This is a genomic window from Sunxiuqinia sp. A32 (assembly GCF_052690465.1).
The window spans coordinates 353,564-373,430 of sequence record NZ_JBQYLI010000001.1 but is presented as its reverse complement, the minus strand read 5'-3'; the positions used below and the strand labels follow the sequence as shown (position 1 = coordinate 373,430).

The 19,867-nt window shown below is 36.8% G+C and carries 21 protein-coding genes and 1 tRNA gene; 1 reads left to right on the top strand and 21 read right to left on the bottom strand.

Features of this window, described 5'->3' with window-relative positions; all coding sequences use genetic code 11:
* From ACUNWD_RS01385 to asnA, 4 genes are all read right to left on the bottom strand, one after another.
* Positions 1-993: a FecR family protein gene (locus tag ACUNWD_RS01385; RefSeq protein ID WP_445585969.1), complete on the bottom strand. Its 993-nt coding sequence runs from the start codon at positions 991-993 to the stop codon at positions 1-3.
* 81 nt (positions 994-1,074) lie between these two features.
* Positions 1,075-1,671 carry an RNA polymerase sigma-70 factor gene (locus tag ACUNWD_RS01380; RefSeq protein WP_445585968.1) on the bottom strand — a complete coding sequence of 199 codons (597 nt, stop codon included), beginning with the start codon at positions 1,669-1,671 and terminating at the stop codon, positions 1,075-1,077.
* A gap of 226 nt (positions 1,672-1,897) precedes the next feature.
* Positions 1,898-1,971: transfer RNA gene (locus tag ACUNWD_RS01375), tRNA-Arg, on the bottom strand.
* An 88-nt stretch (positions 1,972-2,059) separates the two neighbouring features.
* Positions 2,060-3,094, bottom strand: a complete 1,035-nt coding sequence (gene asnA / locus ACUNWD_RS01370) for an aspartate--ammonia ligase (RefSeq protein ID WP_445585967.1) — start codon at positions 3,092-3,094, stop codon at positions 2,060-2,062.
* A 306-nt stretch (positions 3,095-3,400) separates the two neighbouring features.
* Between asnA and ACUNWD_RS01365 the strand changes: the two genes are divergently transcribed.
* On the top strand, positions 3,401-4,567 hold the full coding sequence (locus tag ACUNWD_RS01365; RefSeq protein WP_445585966.1) for an MFS transporter: 1,167 nt from the start codon (positions 3,401-3,403) through the stop codon (positions 4,565-4,567).
* 4 nt (positions 4,568-4,571) lie between these two features.
* On the opposite strand, the gene ACUNWD_RS01360 is transcribed toward ACUNWD_RS01365, so the two are convergent.
* The 17 genes from ACUNWD_RS01360 to ACUNWD_RS01280 all read right to left on the bottom strand — a co-directional run bounded on the left by ACUNWD_RS01360 (position 4,572) and on the right by ACUNWD_RS01280 (position 19,802).
* Complete coding sequence (locus ACUNWD_RS01360) at positions 4,572-5,339, bottom strand: hypothetical protein (RefSeq protein WP_445585965.1); 768 nt, start codon at positions 5,337-5,339, stop codon at positions 4,572-4,574.
* Between the two features lie 259 nt (positions 5,340-5,598).
* A complete protein-coding gene (gene rsxA / locus ACUNWD_RS01355) occupies positions 5,599-6,171 on the bottom strand; it encodes an electron transport complex subunit RsxA (RefSeq protein WP_445585964.1) in 573 nt (190 codons plus the stop codon).
* A gap of 11 nt (positions 6,172-6,182) precedes the next feature.
* Positions 6,183-6,767 carry an electron transport complex subunit RsxE gene (gene rsxE / locus ACUNWD_RS01350; protein WP_445585963.1) on the bottom strand — a complete coding sequence of 195 codons (585 nt, stop codon included), beginning with the start codon at positions 6,765-6,767 and terminating at the stop codon, positions 6,183-6,185.
* On the bottom strand, positions 6,764-7,402 hold the full coding sequence (locus ACUNWD_RS01345) for an RnfABCDGE type electron transport complex subunit G (protein ID WP_445585962.1): 639 nt from the start codon (positions 7,400-7,402) through the stop codon (positions 6,764-6,766). Before ACUNWD_RS01345 ends, rsxE begins: the two co-directional genes overlap by 4 nt.
* Positions 7,402-8,385: an RnfABCDGE type electron transport complex subunit D gene (locus tag ACUNWD_RS01340; protein WP_445585961.1), complete on the bottom strand. Its 984-nt coding sequence runs from the start codon at positions 8,383-8,385 to the stop codon at positions 7,402-7,404. The genes ACUNWD_RS01345 and ACUNWD_RS01340 overlap by 1 nt, the downstream gene beginning before the upstream one ends.
* Before the next feature lie 33 nt (positions 8,386-8,418).
* The gene (rsxC, locus tag ACUNWD_RS01335; RefSeq protein ID WP_445585960.1) at positions 8,419-9,750 is read right to left on the bottom strand and encodes an electron transport complex subunit RsxC; all 1,332 of its coding nucleotides are present in this window, start codon (positions 9,748-9,750) and stop codon (positions 8,419-8,421) included.
* 15 nt (positions 9,751-9,765) lie between these two features.
* Positions 9,766-10,695: a Fe-S cluster domain-containing protein gene (locus ACUNWD_RS01330; protein WP_445585959.1), complete on the bottom strand. Its 930-nt coding sequence runs from the start codon at positions 10,693-10,695 to the stop codon at positions 9,766-9,768.
* Positions 10,692-11,111 (bottom strand): SoxR reducing system RseC family protein, encoded by a 420-nt coding sequence (locus tag ACUNWD_RS01325; RefSeq protein ID WP_445585958.1) that lies wholly within the window; start codon positions 11,109-11,111, stop codon positions 10,692-10,694. The genes ACUNWD_RS01330 and ACUNWD_RS01325 overlap by 4 nt, the downstream gene beginning before the upstream one ends.
* Positions 11,112-11,492: 381 nt before the next feature.
* On the bottom strand, positions 11,493-13,592 hold the full coding sequence (recG, locus tag ACUNWD_RS01320; protein ID WP_445585957.1) for an ATP-dependent DNA helicase RecG: 2,100 nt from the start codon (positions 13,590-13,592) through the stop codon (positions 11,493-11,495).
* Between the two features lie 86 nt (positions 13,593-13,678).
* A complete protein-coding gene (locus tag ACUNWD_RS01315; RefSeq protein ID WP_445585956.1) occupies positions 13,679-14,407 on the bottom strand; it encodes a TerB family tellurite resistance protein in 729 nt (242 codons plus the stop codon).
* Positions 14,400-14,987, bottom strand: a complete 588-nt coding sequence (gene coaE / locus ACUNWD_RS01310) for a dephospho-CoA kinase (RefSeq protein WP_445585955.1) — start codon at positions 14,985-14,987, stop codon at positions 14,400-14,402. The genes ACUNWD_RS01315 and coaE overlap by 8 nt, the downstream gene beginning before the upstream one ends.
* Position 14,988: 1 nt before the next feature.
* The gene (locus ACUNWD_RS01305) at positions 14,989-15,987 is read right to left on the bottom strand and encodes a hypothetical protein (protein ID WP_445585954.1); all 999 of its coding nucleotides are present in this window, start codon (positions 15,985-15,987) and stop codon (positions 14,989-14,991) included.
* Between the two features lie 66 nt (positions 15,988-16,053).
* Positions 16,054-16,368 (bottom strand): preprotein translocase subunit YajC, encoded by a 315-nt coding sequence (yajC, locus tag ACUNWD_RS01300; protein WP_445585953.1) that lies wholly within the window; start codon positions 16,366-16,368, stop codon positions 16,054-16,056.
* 12 nt (positions 16,369-16,380) lie between these two features.
* The gene (locus ACUNWD_RS01295; RefSeq protein WP_445585952.1) at positions 16,381-16,815 is read right to left on the bottom strand and encodes a DUF1573 domain-containing protein; all 435 of its coding nucleotides are present in this window, start codon (positions 16,813-16,815) and stop codon (positions 16,381-16,383) included.
* The gene (gene nusB, locus ACUNWD_RS01290) at positions 16,815-17,774 is read right to left on the bottom strand and encodes a transcription antitermination factor NusB (protein ID WP_445585951.1); all 960 of its coding nucleotides are present in this window, start codon (positions 17,772-17,774) and stop codon (positions 16,815-16,817) included. Before nusB ends, ACUNWD_RS01295 begins: the two co-directional genes overlap by 1 nt.
* Before the next feature lie 315 nt (positions 17,775-18,089).
* On the bottom strand, positions 18,090-18,776 hold the full coding sequence (locus tag ACUNWD_RS01285) for a rhomboid family intramembrane serine protease (RefSeq protein ID WP_445585950.1): 687 nt from the start codon (positions 18,774-18,776) through the stop codon (positions 18,090-18,092).
* A 3-nt stretch (positions 18,777-18,779) separates the two neighbouring features.
* Positions 18,780-19,802, bottom strand: coding sequence for a threonine aldolase family protein (locus ACUNWD_RS01280; protein ID WP_445585949.1), 1,023 nt, complete (start codon positions 19,800-19,802; stop codon positions 18,780-18,782).
* Positions 19,803-19,867: the final 65 nt, after the last annotated feature.

The following is a 19,867-nucleotide window of genomic DNA, read 5'->3' as shown; positions in this document are numbered from 1 at the left end:
TCACTCCTTAAGTTGGAGTTTAATTGTCTTATTATCTACTTCATATTTTATAGGTATTGTAAGGTTTATAAATTCGAGTACTCTGGAAATACTAAGGTTATCTATTGATCCTGTGTAGTGTATATTTTTGTATACATTTTTATTATATATAAATTTTACAGCATAATATCGTTCCAATTTTTGAATCATGACATTAAATGGTTCATTATCAAAAAACAGAATTCCTTGCATCCACAAGATTTCATTTTGCACTTTTGTTTCAATCTTTGAAATGCGGCCTTCATCTTCATTATAACTAATTTTTTCGCCAGGCTTTAACTCAAAGGTTTCTGATTGATCACTAATGTTCATCGCTATTTTACCAGACAGAAGTGAAGCTTCAGTAATTTTTGAATCGTGATAATGTGCAACATTAAACTTTGTGCCTAAAACCTTAACTTTTGCATTGTCCGTATTTACGATGAATGGGTGGTCAGCCGCATGAGTTACTTCAAAATATGCCTCTCCATCCATACTAACAATCCGTTCATCTTTCGTTGCGTGGTATTTTAACACGGTTTCTGCGTTAAGCCAAACCAACGTACCATCAGGAAGCGTGACTTTGCTTTGCTGACCAGCTTCTGTGCTAACTTCAACCCAGTTATTTTTATAAAACAAATTGGTTTGGGAGGCAATATAAATAGATGAACCAGCAATTGTGATAATCAATATTATCGCGGCAGCAATTCTTGTTAAGTAAAAAATAGTGGGGTGATGTCTCTTTTTAACACTTCCTGCATTTAACTTGAACAGCATCCTCTCACGAACAATATTCAATCTTTCATTTGATTCTTCCTCTGCAGGATTACTCCAAAATGATTCTAAGTTTGTAAAAAATGAACTGTTGCGAGCAGCCTTGCTTTTCCATTGATCCAATACATCTTTGTCTTCCTTACTTTCAATTCTAAGCAATTTCCGGGCAATTATTAGTGAAATATCCTTCAACTCTTTCATAATAGTATTATACTTTACGAAATAAGGACATCACTTCTCTTGCTTCTCCCCAAAAGAAAATGACTTTTTTTCACGAATTATTTAAAAGGCCAGTAAAAAGGTTATCAAACCCTTTGAATTAGTAGGATTCGTCAAATCAATATCTAGCTGCTCTGCGATTTTCTTAACGGCAATAGCAACCTGATTATCAACTGTCTTAACAGATATATCCAAGATTTTGGCAACTTCATTTCTATTTAATCCATCTTCTCGAATCAACTTAAAAATGATTTTACATTTCGATGGTAATTTATTGACAATTCTATTTAATGCGTCAAGCATTTCTCCTTCGATTAAATCATTTTCAGCTGATTGCTTGTAATCTGCCAATTGAATATGAGAATCAGCAAGCATATCAAAACTAAACTTCTGTTCCTTTTTTAATACATTGATGGATTTGTTGCGAATAGAAATAAATAGATAAGTTTCAATATTATTTATCGCAGAAAGAATTTGTCTTTGCTCCCATAGCTTTAAGAAAATGTCAAGTACAATTTCTTCTGCTAATACTTCAGACTTTACAATTGCAGCTGAAAAACGCATTAATCGGTAAAAGTAGTAATCAAAAAAGTCAGTAAATGACTGTTGCGATTGCTCCTGCAAAAATTTGCCAAATATATTTTTACCTGTATTTTCCAACGTTTCGCTACAACTTGAGAGTTGAATTGACTCCACAATTTTAATAATTTAAAAAGAATTTTAAATCATCTTCCAAACTTATTATCTATTGGTTAAAAATTCTGCGAACTAATATCAGAACCTACTTTCTGCATCAATAGTCATTCATTGAGAAACTTAAAAACAAAAAAAGACACTTAAAACATACATCTTAAGTGTCTTCAATTTGACTTTATTTCAATAACTGTACCCCGGACGGGATTCGAACCCATGACCCATAGCTTAGAAGGCTATTGCTCTATCCAACTGAGCTACCGAGGCATCCTTTTAGCGGTTGCAAATATAGGAAAATATCAAAAAATGAGGACTAAAATTTCATTTTTTTGACAGAACAACCACTATTTACAGTTTATACCAAGTGTATATTATGTGCTTTGCATTGTTCGATCATCTCATCCGGCCATATACTTGACTGAATCTCACCGATATGCGCTTTCCTCAAAAAGTACATGCAAATTCTCGATTGACCAATTCCACCTCCCAATGAAAGTGGCAAATCACCGTTTAACAATCGCTGATGCCAGTATAATTCTTTTCTATCTTCAGTGTTGGTCAATGCTAACTGGTGCAATAATGCGTCTTTATCAACACGAATTCCCATCGATGAAATTTCAAAGGCACTTTGTAAAACCGGATTCCAAATGACAATATCTCCATTTAAACCTTTATAACCATTACTATTTACCGTTGACCAATCATCATAATCAGGAGCACGTCCATCATGAATTTCGCCACCAGGTAATGCACCCCCGATACCAATGACAAAAATAGCTCCGTATTCTTTTGCAGCTCTATTTTCCCGCTCTTTTGATGTAAGATCCGGATATCTTGATTCTAATTCTTCTGCATGTATGAACGTTATTTCTTCTGGCAAAGTTGGTTTTAATTGAGGGTAATGCTCATAGACGTAAAACTCGGTTCGCAAGAGTACGGTGTAAATTTTACGAACAACCTTCTTCAAAAACTCAAGGTTTCGTTCTTCACGAGTAATTACACGCTCCCAGTCCCACTGATCCACATATAACGAATGAATATTTGTCAATTCCTCATCCGGACGAATCGCATTCATATCGGTATAAATTCCGTAGCCGGCATCTACCTCCAAATCAGCCAGTGTCATCCGCTTCCACTTTGCAAGAGACTGAACAACCTCGGCAACCTCATCATTTAATTCCTTGACAGGGAAAGAGACTGGACGCTCAATACCATTAAGGTCGTCATTTATTCCGGTACCTTTCATCACAAAAAGTGGAGCAGTTACCCGACTTAGCTTTAATTCTGAAGACAAGTCCTGTTGAAAAAAATCTTTTACCAGCTTTATAGCCTTTTCTGTTTGCTTTAAGTCGAGATGAGAATGATAATTTTCGGGAAAGTATAGTTTCATAAAATGATGTTTTGATCCGTACAACCGGATTAGTTACAACTAATAATTTCTTCTGCTTAAAAATAGTATATTATCACATTTAATAGAAATATTCTAACAAACTGAAAGACAATATAATTATTCAACTTCAGACAAACTCTCTACAACCAACTATTTTCATGGCGATAGTCTATAGAATAACGCGGCTACTTCGAAATAATTCACTCAATTTAAAATCTATTCCCTATCAGAAACAGGGGTGTTTTTGGAATTCTTAGCAAGTCAAAAAAAAATAATATTTAATCAATTTTTTTAATTTTGCCATGCATGAAAAAACTTCCCCCCAACATATTCAACCTGTACCTAATAAAAATTGCAAAATGGTTTAATTTGGTAATGCCTGTTATTGTTATTTTCTATCAAGAAAATGGCCTTACCATGCAGGATATTTTCATTCTAAAATCAATTTATTCAATTGCCATTGTTGTAATGGAAATTCCGTCTGGTTACATGGCAGATGTTTGGGGCAGAAAGAAAACGTTATTACTCGGAGGTTTGCTTGGGGCATTGGGATTTGCACTTTACAGTTTTTCGTATGTTTTCTGGACATTTGCAATTGCCGAAATCATTTTAGGAATTGGACACAGTTTTGTCTCAGGAGCTGATTCTGCCATGCTTTATGATACGCTAAAATCGAATAAAAAAGAAAAAGAGTATATAAAGCACGAAGGCTGGATAACCTCATCAGGAAATTTTGCTGAGGCATTTGCAGGCATAGCCGGGGGATTGCTTGCAACTATTAGTTTGAGACTCCCATTTTACTTTCAATTTGGAGTAGCTTCCATTGCAATCCCTGCTGCCATTTTTCTGAAAGAACCAGTTGTTCATGCCAAGCAGGTATCCGTTGGTTTTCGAAACATTCTTCAAACTGTTGGGAAAACATTTAAACATCCACTACTTCGTTCCGCCATATTGACTTCCTCATTCACAGGAACGGCTTCTCTTACTTTTGCTTGGTTTGTTCAGCCTTATTTTCAGGAAGCTGGATTACCATTGACATTTTTTGGTGTGATGTGGACTTTATTGAACCTTTCGGTTGGACTTTCCTCGATGTTTTCTTATCGCGTTGAGAGAGTATTGGGACAGCGATATTCATTACTTGTAATCATTCTATGCTTGAGCCTTGGATATTTCTTATCAGCAATGGTAGTGAGTATTGCGGGTATTGCATTCTTATTCTTTTTCTACTTAATCCGTGGAATTGCCCACCCCATTTTGAAAGATTATATCAATCAGTACACAGAACCGGAAGTCAGGGCAACTATCCTTTCCATCAGAAATTTTGTGATCCGAATCAACTTTGCCATTATTGGACCAGCTCTTGGGTATATCACCGATCATTTTAGCCTGGCTGCTGCATTACTATTAACCGGTGCCGGATATTTAATAAGTGGAATTTTAAGCATGTTCCCGCTGCTTAAAAAGGACAAGTAGTAAATTATTCTTCTGTCAATTTAAATGAATCCAGGAAGGTATTTACAGCTTTGTTAAGGCTGTTACTACTTGCTGTAATCACCTCGGAAATATAAGCTTTATTTTTCACCAAATAGATTCTCATTTTTATAATAGCGACCCCATTTTTAAAATCGATTCTTATTTCTCTGCCAGGATATCCTTTATATGAAATGGTGTTAGTTGTTAGTAATTTACCCTGCACATTCGTAACAGCACCGTTAATCGAATTATTCATAAATTCAGCAATCTCTTCATCTGCCATGATATCACTATCAACCAGATCTTCCGGATATACTGAAAACCCGGCTCCATAAAGGATATTATCATCTTTCCCCAGTTCCGGCTCATAGGTATAAATTTTCACTTCCATTGGTCCGATTTCAGACTCTACAGATTGTATGTTTTCCTCGGGTTGTTCCGGAAAAAGTATTTCAAAGTTAGCTTCGTTATTGTGGTATGTTATCCATTGGATTGTATCAGATTGAAGAAACTCCATTTTATTGAGTTTCTTCAGCCCCTGTATTTCCATTAACTTTTCTACCCCCAACTTTCCATAATGACTTCCGATCGCTGCAAAAATAGTTCCCACAACAATTCCAATAATTTGACTTTTTGTAATCTTCCTTTTCTTCTTTTTTCCAGCTTTTTGCATTACCGACACAGCCTCATCTGTAACACATCTTTGGGCCTTAAAATCATTTAATGTTTTGCCTTGATTCCGCTTTAACCAATCTTTGAAGTTATTAGACATCTTCTTATTGCATTTCTCGCAAAACACCAGATATTCTGATTTTACAGGGTTGAAGTGTCCGCAATGTTCACAAGGTAAATGGTACATACTAAACAATTAAAATAGAAATATTAGGAAACAAAAAAAATTGCTGACGCAATCTCCATCACCAAATTATCAAAATAAGTCCAATATACAATAAGCGAATAAAAAATAATTTGATAACAAAAAAAGCAACATCAACGATGCTGCTTCATTATTTTGAGTAGTGACAAATTTCTTAAACCAAGCCAGAAAAGCCCATAAATGCCATAGCTAAAATACCTGCTACAAGCAAAGCAATTGGAGTTCCTTTTAATCCTTTTGGAATATCAACCAAATCTAGATGTTCGCGCAGACCTGCAAACAATACCAAGGCTAATCCGAAACCAATAGCATTTGCAGTTGCAAAAACAACTCCTTCCAACAAATTGAATTCCTTTTGGACGGTAAGAATAGCAACACCCAAGATTGCACAGTTTGTCGTAATTAGTGGAAGAAAAACTCCTAACGCCTGGTACAAAGCAGGACTAACTTTCTTAAGGATAATTTCGACTAACTGAACCAACGATGCAATAATAAGAATGAAGAATATGGTTTGTAAATATTGAAGACCAAACGAATTTAAAATATACAACTGGATCAAGTATGTAACGATCGTTGCAATTACCATAACGAATGTAACAGCACCAGTCATTCCAACTGCAGTCGATATTTTCTTGGATACACCCAGAAATGGACAAATCCCAAGGAACTGATTCAATACGATATTATTGACAAATATGGCGGCTATGATAATAAATAAATATTCCATAATGTAATCTCCTATGATTTATTTAAACGTCTGATCAGGGCAATTAAATAACCCAAAACAATGAATGCCCCTGGGGCCAGCACGAACAATAACATTCCATAGTTTTCAGGAAAAACTGTCATAGAAAAAATCTTCCCACTCCCCAGAAACTCGCGAGCTGCTCCTAAAAGAGTCAAGGCGAAGGAAAATCCTAAGCCCATTCCCAAACCGTCAAGTGCAGAAGATAATATCGTGTTCTTGGAAGCAAAAGCTTCGGCACGTCCTAATACGATACAGTTCACAACAATCAGTGGAATAAATAAACCTAAACTTTTATACAATGCAGGAATATAGGCTTGCATAACCAACTCCACAACTGTAACCAAAGTGGCAATAATTACAATAAAACTTGGAATCTTTACTTTGTTGGGAATAAAGTTCTTAAATATTGAGATAACAATATTCGACATTAATAAAACAAAGGTTGTTGCTAATCCCATTCCCAAACCATTTATCGCGGAAGAAGTTACTCCCAAGGTTGGACACATTCCCAATAAGAGAACGAAAACCGGGTTTTCTTTTATAAATCCTTTTGAAAAATTTTTCCATTGACTCATGACTGACCTCCTTCCTCTGCTTCAGTTTTAGCAGACTCTTGTTCATTAAGTGGGGGTGCATCTTTATAGGTTTCAAATGCTCGATTAATAGCATCTAAAAATGCGCGTGATGAAATGGTCGACGCAGTAATGGCATCCACATCTCCACCATCCTTTGAGACTTTAAATTCTGTAGTTTCCGGACTTTTTCCAATTATATTTTGATTGGGCTTATTTTCATATCTAAACCAAACTCCCATTTTAGAACCTAATCCAGGAGTTTCCTTGTGCTCCAATACTTCGTACCCAGAAATGGTTCCATCAGCAGCAATACCCGCCATAACACTAATAAAACCACTAAATCCCTTTTTTGTATATGTTTTTACAGCGACGCCAACTAGTTGTTGATTTGCATCAAATGCAGGAAAAAATTCCAGACTATCAGCTCCATCTGAAGGAAGCATTTTCCACGATGATCCTAAATGATCAAATGTGGGCAATACACTTTCAATGGCTTTCTTCTGGGCTTTTTCTTTTGCCAAGGCAATGTCTTCTTTAGTTAGATCGTGTATAAAACCTAAGATCATTGCGGCTACTAAAGTGACTACCAACAAAGTAGTAGTCATACTAAAAAAAGTTGATTCTTTCTGTGCCATTACTTTTTCCCTCCAAATCGTTTAGGTTTTATATAGGCATTTAATAAAGGTGTAAATCCATTCATAATTAATATTGCGAATGAAATACCCTCAGGGTATGCACCAAAATTTCTAATTAGTACTGTGATTAATCCAATACCCACCGCATAGAAGAATTGCCCTTTATGCGTCATGGGTGAAGTAACCATATCAGTTGCCATATAAATTGCACCAAGCATTGCACCGCCAGAAAGTAAATGAAAAACTGGTTCGATAAATTTCTCAGGGTTTATCAACCACATTCCGCCTTGGAAAATGAAAATAGTTCCCAAAATGAAAACCGGAATATGCCAGGTTATAACCTTTTTCCAAAGCATGTAACCAAATCCAAGCAACAGGAATATGGCTGAAATTTCACCAAGAGAACCAGACATGTTTCCATAAAACAAATCCATATTTGCTGGTAGATTGGGAAGTAGATCACTAACTGGTTGGCCATTTTTAATTCCTTCTTTCAATATTGCCAATGGAGTTGCAGTTGTGGTTGCATCTACCACCATTTGTTTGGTAACCGGCCAACTGGTCATCTGCACCGGAAATGAGATCAGTAGAAAAACACGCCCAACTAAAGCAGGGTTAAACGGATTGTTTCCTAAACCGCCAAAAGACAGTTTACCTACTCCAATAGCAACCAAAGCACCAATAATAATAATCCAAACAGGGAGATTTGCCGGCACATTAAATGCAAGTAAAATCCCGGTGAGTGCAGCTGATCCGTCGGTGATCTTTGGAATCTCCTTCATTATATATTTCTGAATCAGAAACTCAAATGCAATACAGGCTGCAACAGCAATAAATGTGACTTTGACTGCTTCAAATCCAAACATGAATACAGACCAAACCAAGGCGGGTACCAAAGCGAAAATCACCCGGTACATAATTTTATTCACCGAATCACTTGTGTGCACATGCGGTGAAGGGGATATGGTTAGTAACTTACTCATTTCTTATATCTATTCATTCGATTTTTAACTCAATTATTTTTTTCGTGAACGGAGAATCTGTCCAACTTTTCCTTTTCCTAATCGGATATAATCAAGTAAAGGACGATCTGCAGGACAAGTATAACTGCAAGAACCACATTCTATACAATCCATAATTTGGTTCTTTTCAGCTTTATCCCAGATTTGTTTGTCAGAAACAGTCATCAAATAGTATGGCTCCAATCCCATTGGACAAACAGACACACAACGCGAACAACGAATACAGTTTTGCATCTTCTCGCGTTTTGCTTCCTCCTCTGGCAAAATTAAAATCCCTGATGTTCCTTTGGTGACAGGCACATCCATCGATGCAATTGCTTTCCCCATCATTGGTCCACCACTAATGACCTTTCCAGTATCCTCGGGTAATCCACCTGCAGCATCTATCAAATCCTGCACGGGTGTTCCTACCCTTACCATGAAATTCGAAGGTTTTTCAACCGATTTTCCAGTCACAGTTACAACACGCTCTATTAGTGGCTTATTTTTTTGCACAGCTTCATAAACCGCGAAAGCCGTACCAACATTGCTAACCACAGCACCAACAGCGATCGGAAGAGCTCCAGATGGAACTTCTCTTCCAGTGACAGCCTTTATCAGTTGTTTTTCTCCTCCCTGTGGATATTTTACTTTTAGCGGTACCACTTTAATTGTAGAATCCCCATCAATCAACTTTGATAAATGATCAATAGCATCCTTCTTGTTATTTTCAATACCGATGTACGCTTTTTGAACATTAAGTGCGGTCATCAATAAACGAACACCGACTAAAGTTTCTTCTCCTTTTTCAAGCATCACCCGGTGATCAGAGGTCAGGTAAGGTTCGCATTCCACTCCATTAATGATCAACATCTCTGCCTCCATACCTTGTGGAGGAGTCAATTTCACATGTGTTGGGAATGTTGCACCACCTAATCCGACAATTCCGGCTGCATTAATTTTTTCAATTATCTTCTTGCTATCTTTTTCAAAATCTTTTTTTAGATCCTGATTTTTATCGACCGACTCTTCCCATTCATCACCTTCCACAGTAATAAAAATACCTTGCTTTGGATAACCGCTACTATCCTGAGCCAGATCGACTTTACTTACTGTTCCTGAAACTGAAGAATGAATGTTAGCTGATACAAAACCACCGGATTTAGCAATGAGTTGTCCAACTTTTACTTGATCGCCTTTTTTAACCAGGGCTTGAGCTGGTGCTCCAATATGCTGGGCTACAGGTATAAAAACACTTTTCGGCAAATCAAGCACGTCAATGGCTTTATTTGCTGATAGCTTATTTTCTGCTGGGTGAACCCCTCCGAGTTTAAATGTTTTTAACACGATTGGCCTCCTTATTTAGTTAGCTGAATTTTCAGAATTTGTTGAGGGTGCTTCCGTTGTTTTTTCCGGTGAAGCTTCCGGTTTCTTTGCTGCTGGCTTTGGTGGCAAATCCGTCTTTATCTTCCGTGGGGGAAAATTCAACTCAATAATCGCATTGGTCGGACATTCAACCACACATTTACGACAAAGCTTACACTTATCTGAATCAATAAAAGCAAGATTATTATTCATTGTAATTGCATCAAACGGACAAACTTTAAAACATTTGCTACATCCGATGCAAGCAACAGAACAAGCTTTTTTCGCAACACCGCCTTTATCCTCATTCCTGCAGGAAACGTAAATCTTACGATCTTTAGGTGCCTTTTTACGAAGCTCTATCAAATCTTTCGGACAAGCATCAACACATGCTCCGCAAGCAACACATTTATCGTCAACAACTTCCGGCAAGCCAGTTTCAGGATTCATATGAATTGCATCAAAGTCACAGGCAACAACACAATCTCCATGTCCGAGGCATCCGTACTGACAACCAGTATCTCCACTATATAATGATGAAGCGACCGCACAAGAAGAAGCACCGTCAAACAAGTTTGTTTTAGGACGATGCTCACAAGTTCCATTACAGCGAACAACTGCGACCCGGGGATCTTGTTTCACTGCTTCCAAACCTAATATTCCTGCAACATCTCCCATACAATCATTACCACCAACAGGACAATACAAGGATGATAATTCGTTTTGCGAAACGCAAGCTTCAGCAAATGCTCGGCAACCTGCATAACCACAACCACCACAATTGGCACCGGGTAATGCTGCCTCTACTTCGTCGATCCTTGGATCTTCATATACTTTAAACTTTTGAGCAACAAAATACAAGATCACTGCAGCAAGCGTCCCAATTGCACTCAAAGTAATCATCGTGTAAACAATGGTCATACTCATGATTGAACAGCCTTTATTTCAAATTCAAAATTTCTTTTAAGCTTTTCTCTGAATAAATAAATTGTGAAGTAATAGGGAATGGTTGAACCTAAAGCCAACAAACCGCTCAATCCCTCGTTCTTGGTAATCGATAATGAGATGATTAAGACAGCCATCAGCAATAGAAAAGGAAGTAGGTATCCATAAAACAGCGCTTTAAAACCCTGCGAGGTTTTTCCGACTACGTTGACAAACTGGCCAACTCGAAAATCACCTTCAAAATGATGAATTTCAATTATCTTTTCTTCCATATCTGCTACTGTACAAGCCCCTTTGGCATGACAAGAGGCACATGCAGATTCATTAATAATGCCTACTAGTATCCTTTTATCTGAAAGCTCTTTTATAATTCCCTTGTGTGAAATTTCTCCCGTCATTCTTGTTCTTCAAAAAGCTTTAATGCTGCAAAACTAACTATGTTTCAAAAACTAGAATCTATGTTAAAATCATTTATAAAACATCTTATCTTATTTATATCAATTTTAAATAGCAACAAATAATTCATATTTTTTTAGCACTATCAATCAACGCATTACACGCATACATGATATTTGTCATTGTTTTTGCTCAATTTTGAAGAGTTTTAAAAACGACAAAAAATTGAATAAATCAATCAGTTATTCTATGATTTCGTTCAATTCGACTATGTAATTTAATGAAATACCAGTTGAATTATTTAATGATTCGGCACATGGGAAGTCCTGAAATTAGAAAAGAAAATCAATCTCGTATTCAAGATGAAATCAAAATTAGAATAGCTAGCTAATCACACTCCAATTAAATTCGGTGTTTGTCATTTTTGTAAGATGGTACAATAAAAGCTTATTTTCATCCTTTTCCAACCGTGGATCAGCATTAAGAATATCATTAGCCATATCTCTGGCAATTCTAAGAATTTCACCATCTTTTGCCAAGTTTGCAATATTTAGATTGAGACCTAAGCCACTTTGTTGCGTGCCTTCCAGATCACCGGGACCACGCAACTTCAGATCCACTTCGGCAATTTCAAAACCATCATTTGTTCGAACCATGGTCTCCAAACGCTTTCTACTTTCATTACTAATTTTGTATAACGACATCAGGATACAGAAAGACTGTTCGGCTCCTCTCCCCACTCTTCCACGCAACTGATGTAACTGAGACAAACCAAACCGCTCAGAGCTTTCTATCACCATAACCGAAGCGTTTGGTACATCCACTCCAACTTCGATGACCGTTGTTGCAACCATAATCTGCGTTATTCCTTCCTTGAAAAGCTGCATCTCTGCATCCTTTTCAGCAGGCTTCATGCGACCATGGACCATACTAATTTTATAACGAGGAAAAACTTCCTGCATCAATTCATAACCGTCTTCCAGATTTTTTAGATCCAACTTTTCAGATTCGCTTATTAAAGGATAAACCATGTAAACCTGTCGTCCGGAATCAACTTGCTTTCGGACAAACTGGTAAACTTCTTTCCGACGATTTTCATAGAAATGCCGGGTATCAATTGGTTTTCTACCGGGTGGTAATTCATCAATTATCGACACATCCAAATCACCGTACAAAGTCATTGCCAGGGTTCGCGGAATTGGAGTTGCTGTCATCACCAATACGTGAGGTGGAATACCTCTATTTTTCTTCCAAAGCCGGGCGCGTTGAGCCACCCCAAACCGATGTTGCTCGTCAATAATTACCAAACCCAGCTTATTGAAATTAACGGTATCCTCAATTAACGCGTGAGTTCCAATCAACAATTGTAATTCGCCTTTCTCCAACTGTTCATGAATAACCTTACGTTCTTTTGCTTTTGTTGAGCCTGTTAATAATGCGATATTGATTCCTAATCCCTGAACCATTCGTTGAATGGTATTATAATGCTGAATAGCCAAAATCTCTGTTGGCGCCATTAAACTCGCCTGGTATCCATTGTCAAAGGCAATAAGAGCAACCATCAATGCCACCAATGTTTTACCACTTCCGACGTCTCCTTGTAACAATCGGTTCATTTGTTTACCGGATCCCAAATCCTTGCGAATTTCCTTGATTACCTTTTTTTGAGCGCCAGTCAACTCAAATGGAAGATTATTTTCATAAAACTTATTGAAATTGTAACCAACCTGAGCAAATACAAATCCTTTAAACGCATCATACCTTTTATGCTTTAAACTCAATATTTTCAACTGGATATAAAACAATTCCTCAAACTTGAGACGAAAAGTAGCGTTTTGCAATAATCGCGTATTTTCGGGAAAATGGACCTGTTTAAGAGCGATTGATAATGGCACCAATTTTAAAGGTTCCCGAACTTGGGCTGGAAGTGTTTCATAAATCTTACCCTCAACTTCCTTTGCCAGATTATACTGTAGTTTATTAATTGCACGGGTGTTGAGGAAACGCTTTTTCAGAAGCTCCGTCGTATTGTAAAAAGCTTGTAAAACACCTGTCTTAAACTGTTCACTTTCCTCATTCTCCATTTCCGGATGAATGATATTTACTCTTCCACTAAAAACGGATGGTTTCCCAAAAGCCACGTACGTTTTCTCAAGCTTTAGGTTCTCCCGAATATACTTTACGCCTTTAAACCAAACCAAATCCATTGATCCGGTTTCATCATAAAACACAGCGTTTAACCTTTGCTTATTTCGAACTCCTAAAACCTCGAACGACCTTATCTTGCCTTTTACCTGAATGTAAGCCTGGTTTGCGTTTACTTCACCAATTCGGTGAAATTTGGTGCGATCAATGTATTTATAGGGGAAATAATATAGAAGATCACGAAATGTAGAAATGCGAAGTTCCTTTGTCAGCAACTCCGCCCTTTTTGGCCCCACTCCGGGTAAAAACTTTATTTCCTGATCTAAAAACTCGGGCATGAAACAAAGATAAAAATTATGCCTGATGCCAAATGGCAAATTCTAAATAAGTAAATCAACTTTGAAAAATAGGAAACTTGATGCTTTTAAGCAATGTTCCTTTCCTTACGAATATTTTCATAAGCTTCGTTAACTTTCTGAAATTTCTCGTTAGCCGATTTCTGAATGTCTTCGCCCAAATAACTAACCTTATCCGGATGATATTTCATCGCCATTTTTCGATAGGCCTTTTTAACTTCCTCGTCAGAAGCTTCAGGTTCAATTTCCAATATTTTATAAGCCGCTCCTGTGTCTTTGACAAACATTGATTTAATAGACTGGAAATCTTTATCACTAATCCCTAAATAACTTGCAATCTTATCAATCAAATTCAACTCAGAAACATCTACCTTACCATCAGCTTGTGCCACGCCGAAAAGCAAATGAACTAATTGCAACCTCGATGAGTGATCCATATTGCTTCTGATCTGATGACAGACATCCGCCAGAGGAATGGTTTGTTTCAACAAATCGCGAAGCATCTGAGTGGCTTCCTGAGCGTGACTTGCCCCGAAAGTCCGAACCAAAAATTGTTTTACATAGTCCAACTCAGATTTCAGAACTTTCCCATCAGCTTTCATTACAGCAGCAATCAAAACGAGCAAACTGGTTACATATGCTCCTGTAGTTGTTCGCTGTGTACCTGTTCGGCTCTGCATAGTCATCTCCGTTTCATTTTGAAACATAGACCCCACAACAAAACCTAAAATTCCACCTATCGGACCAAAAAAGGCCCATCCTAGCCCACCAGCTAACCATTTTCCGTATTTAGCCATCTTTTCTTATTTTTTTATCAAATTCTATTAATTGTGGTATCAGCAGATCCTTGTTATCATTTTGCAACACCAAATCGCTGAACTTCATTTTTTCTTCATCAATCCACTGCTTTCCAATCCGTTGCCTCACCTCTTCCTCTGATATATTGTCCCTGGTTTTTACTCGTAAAATACGCTCTTCCTCCGGAGCAGTAACCAGTATGTTAAAATCCATCATTTCATAAAAGCCACTTTCAAATAAAATGGCAGCCTCGTGCAAAACATACGGTGCTTGCTGCTTACCAACCCATTCAAAAAAATATTTCCTGACTTCGGGATGAACGATAGCATTCAGTTTTTCCAACGAAGGTGCAGAATTAAACACAATGTTTGCTAATTTTTTTCGGTCAAGTGATTGATTTGACAGGTAAATGTCATTTCCAAAGTTTAGCATTAACTTACTTCGAACAATCGATGAAGAATTAATGATACGTTTTGCTTCTACATCTGCTTCAAAAACGGGGATACCTATTATCCTAAAAAACTGACAAATGGTTGATTTCCCACTTCCAATTCCGCCTGTCAATCCAACCTTAATCATACTAATTTTTTTCAATGAGATATTCTACTTCAGCAGGAGACATTGTTACTCCCCTTAAATGAGGTGGCTGTAAAATCAATTCAACCGCCAATGTTTCTTTGTTCTTTAAAATATCGTCATAAGAAACTCTCGCAATAAAATCATCGGTATTAATTTCACTGAAACGACTTAAGCCAGTCATAAAGCTCAAGCGTGTTTTTGAAGGAAATAGATTGATTTTCACATCTTCAGGCAATCCGTCAATAATAATAGGAACTTCCAATTGCTTTTCCGTGAATTCCTCCACTGGAATGGTCATGACGACTCTTTTGGGTTGGCAAGTATATTTTTTTGATTCACTCAGCGAAACATTACGTTGAATTACTTGATCTATCTTTTCATAGTGTTGAATCTTCGTACTTATAAATTCTAAAGTATCCAACACTGACTGTGGACCTGAAATTAAAACAGAGTCTGGCTTTGTCCGAATATCACCATTTAAGTAATACTGCTGTACTAAGTCAACGGTAACATCAGGCTTCACTTTTATCTTTTTCGAAACGATATTGTCAAATTTAAAATATAAAGTATCAGGCTGAATACTTGCCACACGCAATTCGTTACTTACCTGATCTGAAATTCGACTAACAAACCTCCTGCTTGGAATAGCAAAATAAGAACGTTCGCTTTCTTCCATCATATTGCCAGTAAACTCATTTACATTAAATACCAATGGTGAAAATGCCAAACTCAGCTTATGTCTCAAAATGGTAAAACCGTATGCATTTACTTCCAATACGAAATGATCCGGTGGTTCATTGGACAGAACCTTCTTTTTAGGAAGATTTGTATACTTTACCGGGAAAGAAAGTTCTACTTTATACTCTTTGTTTAAGGCATTTAAAAACCAAAATATTGTTGCAATACCGACACAAATAAGAAAGATGATCAGCTTACTTTCATCTTTAATATTGAAGGTTTTAAAAACACCTTTAACTTTATTTATCCAATTATTTTCCACGAAACCAAAGATAAAAAAAAAGGGTCGACTAAGAAGCCGACCCTTTAGTATTTTAGTGTTATGCTCCTATTTTTGAGGAGTCACATCTGTCATATCTTTAACAACTGCACTTTTATCTACTCTCAATTTCACATTATCATCTACTTGCAATAGAATGTAAGCGTCTTTTATTTCAGCAATTTTTCCGTAAATACCACCAGTTGTTACAACCTTATCTCCTTTTGCAAGACTTTTTCGGAATTTCTTCAATTCCTTTTGCCTTTTAACCTGAGGTCTGATCATGAAGAAATAGAAAACCACAATAATCAATATGAGTGGTAAAAAAGTTGTCAGTGGATTAGCGTCAGCACCTTGTGGTTGCGCCATTAATAAATAATTCATACGTTATACCTTTTAATTTTTACTATATAAATTCAATATTTTATTTTCGACTGTTGCAGTTATTGCCAACTCTTTTTGTCCGGCATTGGTGAATAGTTTAATCGTTTTATATACCCTTCCGACTTCGCCAGCCGTATTAAAAACGACTTCAATATAACCTGTTTCCTGTGGCATTATCTTTTCTTTCGGATATTCAATATTCAGACAACCACAATCTGATTCAATTTTCTCAATCAATAAGTAAGCATCACCAGTATTTTTAAAACTAAAGCTAAAAGCTACAACTTCTCCAGCCTGCAAGTCACCAAAATTATGCATTTCTTGTTGAAACTCAAACTTTGCAATTCCATCCGGACTGTCAGCTTTTTTTTGCTGTTCTTGCTTTGACTGTTTTGAAGAACAAGAAAGTAATACACCCAACAATAATATTGAAAGTATACTTTTCACTACTCAGCTTTATCTTCACCAATTAAACCGCGTCCTGCTTTCAATATTTTATTTTCCTTCTTCAGATCTTTCAACGCCTTATCAAGCACTCCATTAATGAAGTTGCTACTTTTTCTGGTACTGTAATATTTTGATAATTCGATGTATTCGTTCAAGCTAACTTTAGTAGGAATTGACGGGAAATACAGAAATTCACAAATCGATAATTCTAAAATTAATTTGTCAATAAATGCAATACGCTCCACATCCCAGTTAAAAGTGTGGTCTTCCACTACTTTTTTCAATTCATCATGATTCAGAATTGTTTTCCGATAAAGATCTTTTGCAAACTGATGATCTTCTGAATCTTTAAACATCGGCATCAATGACTGATCTTCGCGAGTATATTCTTTGAACTTTTTAAAAGTTTTAATGATCATACTCACCACAAATTCAACATCATCGTTCCAATATATACTTTGTTCCTCGAGCAACATAAACAAGTCTTCTGACTGTAAAATCACTTCGACAAACAACTTTTCAATAAACTTCCTATCAGCCTGATAATTGTTTTCTTCAGCTTTCATGTAATTGATGAAGAAATCTGATGAAACCATTGCAGTATATAGCTTTTTCACCAATTCTGGCTCATCGTTCCATGATAATTTCGAACGCTCCAACTGTTTTTGAAGCTCCTGATTATTCTTAAGTTGATGAATCAATGCATTGTTGACAAAACGAACATTTGGATTTAAATCATCAGCTGTAGGAAAATGTTTCTTTTTACGAAGATCAATGACAGACTCTGCATGTTTGGACATCTCAATAACCAAATCGAGCAAGTAGTGGTAAAGATCAAATGTTTTTTGGAAACTGAAGAAAAGTTCTTTCTCCGTGTTGTTGATTGATTTATCTGGTGATGTATAGAAGGCGTATAAAACCTGCAATACCTTAATTCGGATAATTCTTCTGCTAATCATTGTTTTAGAACCTGTTAATCACATTGGGCTGCAAAGTTAAGCATTTTCTATTTATGCTTTTCAACATCTTTACTTATTTTTGAAAAAAGATGGGATTATTTGAGATTCGCGAATGGCAATTGTCTTTAAGACAATCATTGTTATTTCTTGTGATAAAAGAAGCTCTTTAATCCGGGCAAATCTCGCTATCGAGACTGCATTCTAAATTACGGATATTATTGCTTGTTTCTAAAAAAAGAAGAACTGATTAACATTCAACATTGGAATGAACATTGAGAAAGATAAAGTAATTGTTGAAAACAAAAATTAATGTTCTCACCTTTCCGAACTCTCTTCCAGGCTCTCAACGTCCTCTCCTTCCTCGTCAGGTTCGTCTTCCCACTCATACTTCGTGCGCTGCGGCCCCTGATTTCGATAAAAAATACTTAAGAAAAAACCAGCGGCAGCCCCCCACAAATGGCTTTCCCATGAAATACCAGGCTGAACAGGAAACATTCCCCAAAACATTCCGCCGTATAGAAATACAACTATTATTGAAATGGTTAGTAATCGTACATCATTTCTAAAGATCCCACTGAAAAACAGAAATGAACCCAAACCATAAATAATACCACTGGCACCAATATGCCATGCTTCTCTCCCACCCAGCCAAACACATACTCCGGATAAAAAATAAACTAAAAAGAAAATACGATAAGCTAAATTTCGGTAGAAATAAAATAGTGCCAGTGACAAAACAAAAAAAGGTACGGAATTAGCAAAAATATGCCCCAGATCACTGTGTATAAAAGGGGAAAACAAAATGCCTTTCAATCCTTTCAGATAAAGAGGAAGAATGCCCAACTCCACAAAACTGAAATCCATGATATTTTCAACCAAAAACACCAGCCAAAAAGCAAGCAAAAACAAACCCGGGAATACCATACTGTGCTTAAATATTTTCTTATCCAGCTCAGGATCTGTATTTCCGGTCTGGCCTGGGTAATAGTTGAATATCCGCATGTTCTACAATAAACTTTTTAATATGCTTACAAAGTCATAAATATCCTCTTCGGTAGTATCAAATGAAGTCATCCACCGAACTTCTGATCGGCTTTCATCCCAAACGTAAAAGAAATATTTCTCCTGTAGTTTTGGAATGATATCAGGCGGGACAATCGCAAATACCCCATTTGCTTCGGTTTTTTGAGTCAGCGTAATTCCGTCAACTTTCAAAACTTCCTGCTCGAGTAATAAAGCCATTTTATTTGCATGACTTGCATTCTTCTTCCAAAGTTCATCTTTAAAGTATGGCAGGAATTGCGCACTTACAAAACGCATTTTCGAAAAGAGTTGCATACTCTGTTTGCGCAAGTATTTGGTATTTTTTGACAAATCCGAATTAAAAAACAAAACCGCCTCACCCATCATCATTCCGTTTTTTGTTCCACCGAATGAAAGCACATCCACTCCTGCATCTTTGGTAAATGCTCTAAAAGGCAAATCCAAAGCTACAGCAGCATTAGCAATTCTAGCCCCATCCATATGCAAATACATACCGTGGCTATGAACCAATTCTGCAATACTTTTTATTTCGTCTACACCATACAAGGTTCCAAGTTCTGTTGCCTGCGAAATTGACACAACTCCCGGTTGTGCATGATGCTCAAAATCAAACCCATGCAAATACTCAGCGATTCTATCCGGTGATATTTTCCCTTTTTCGCTTTTTACAGGTAATAACTTGCAGCCCGTAAATTTCTCAGGAGCACCACATTCATCAACCTGAATATGAGCAGTATCAGCACAAACAATCGAATTAAAAGAATTGGTTAATGTTGATAAGCCTAACACGTTGGCACCCGTTCCATTAAAAACAAAATAAACGTCGGTATCTTGTCCAAACTCATTTTTAAAAATTGAAATTGACTCGGCAGTAATTGGATCTCCGCCGTATCCAACAACATGACCATCATTTGCAGCGATCATCGCTTCAAAGATTGCAGGATGAACCCCGGCATTATTATCACTGGCAAAGCCTCGTTTCATGGTAGTTAAATTTGATTTTTCAACATAAAAGAAGTTAAAAAAAACAGATGATCAAAATCAATCTA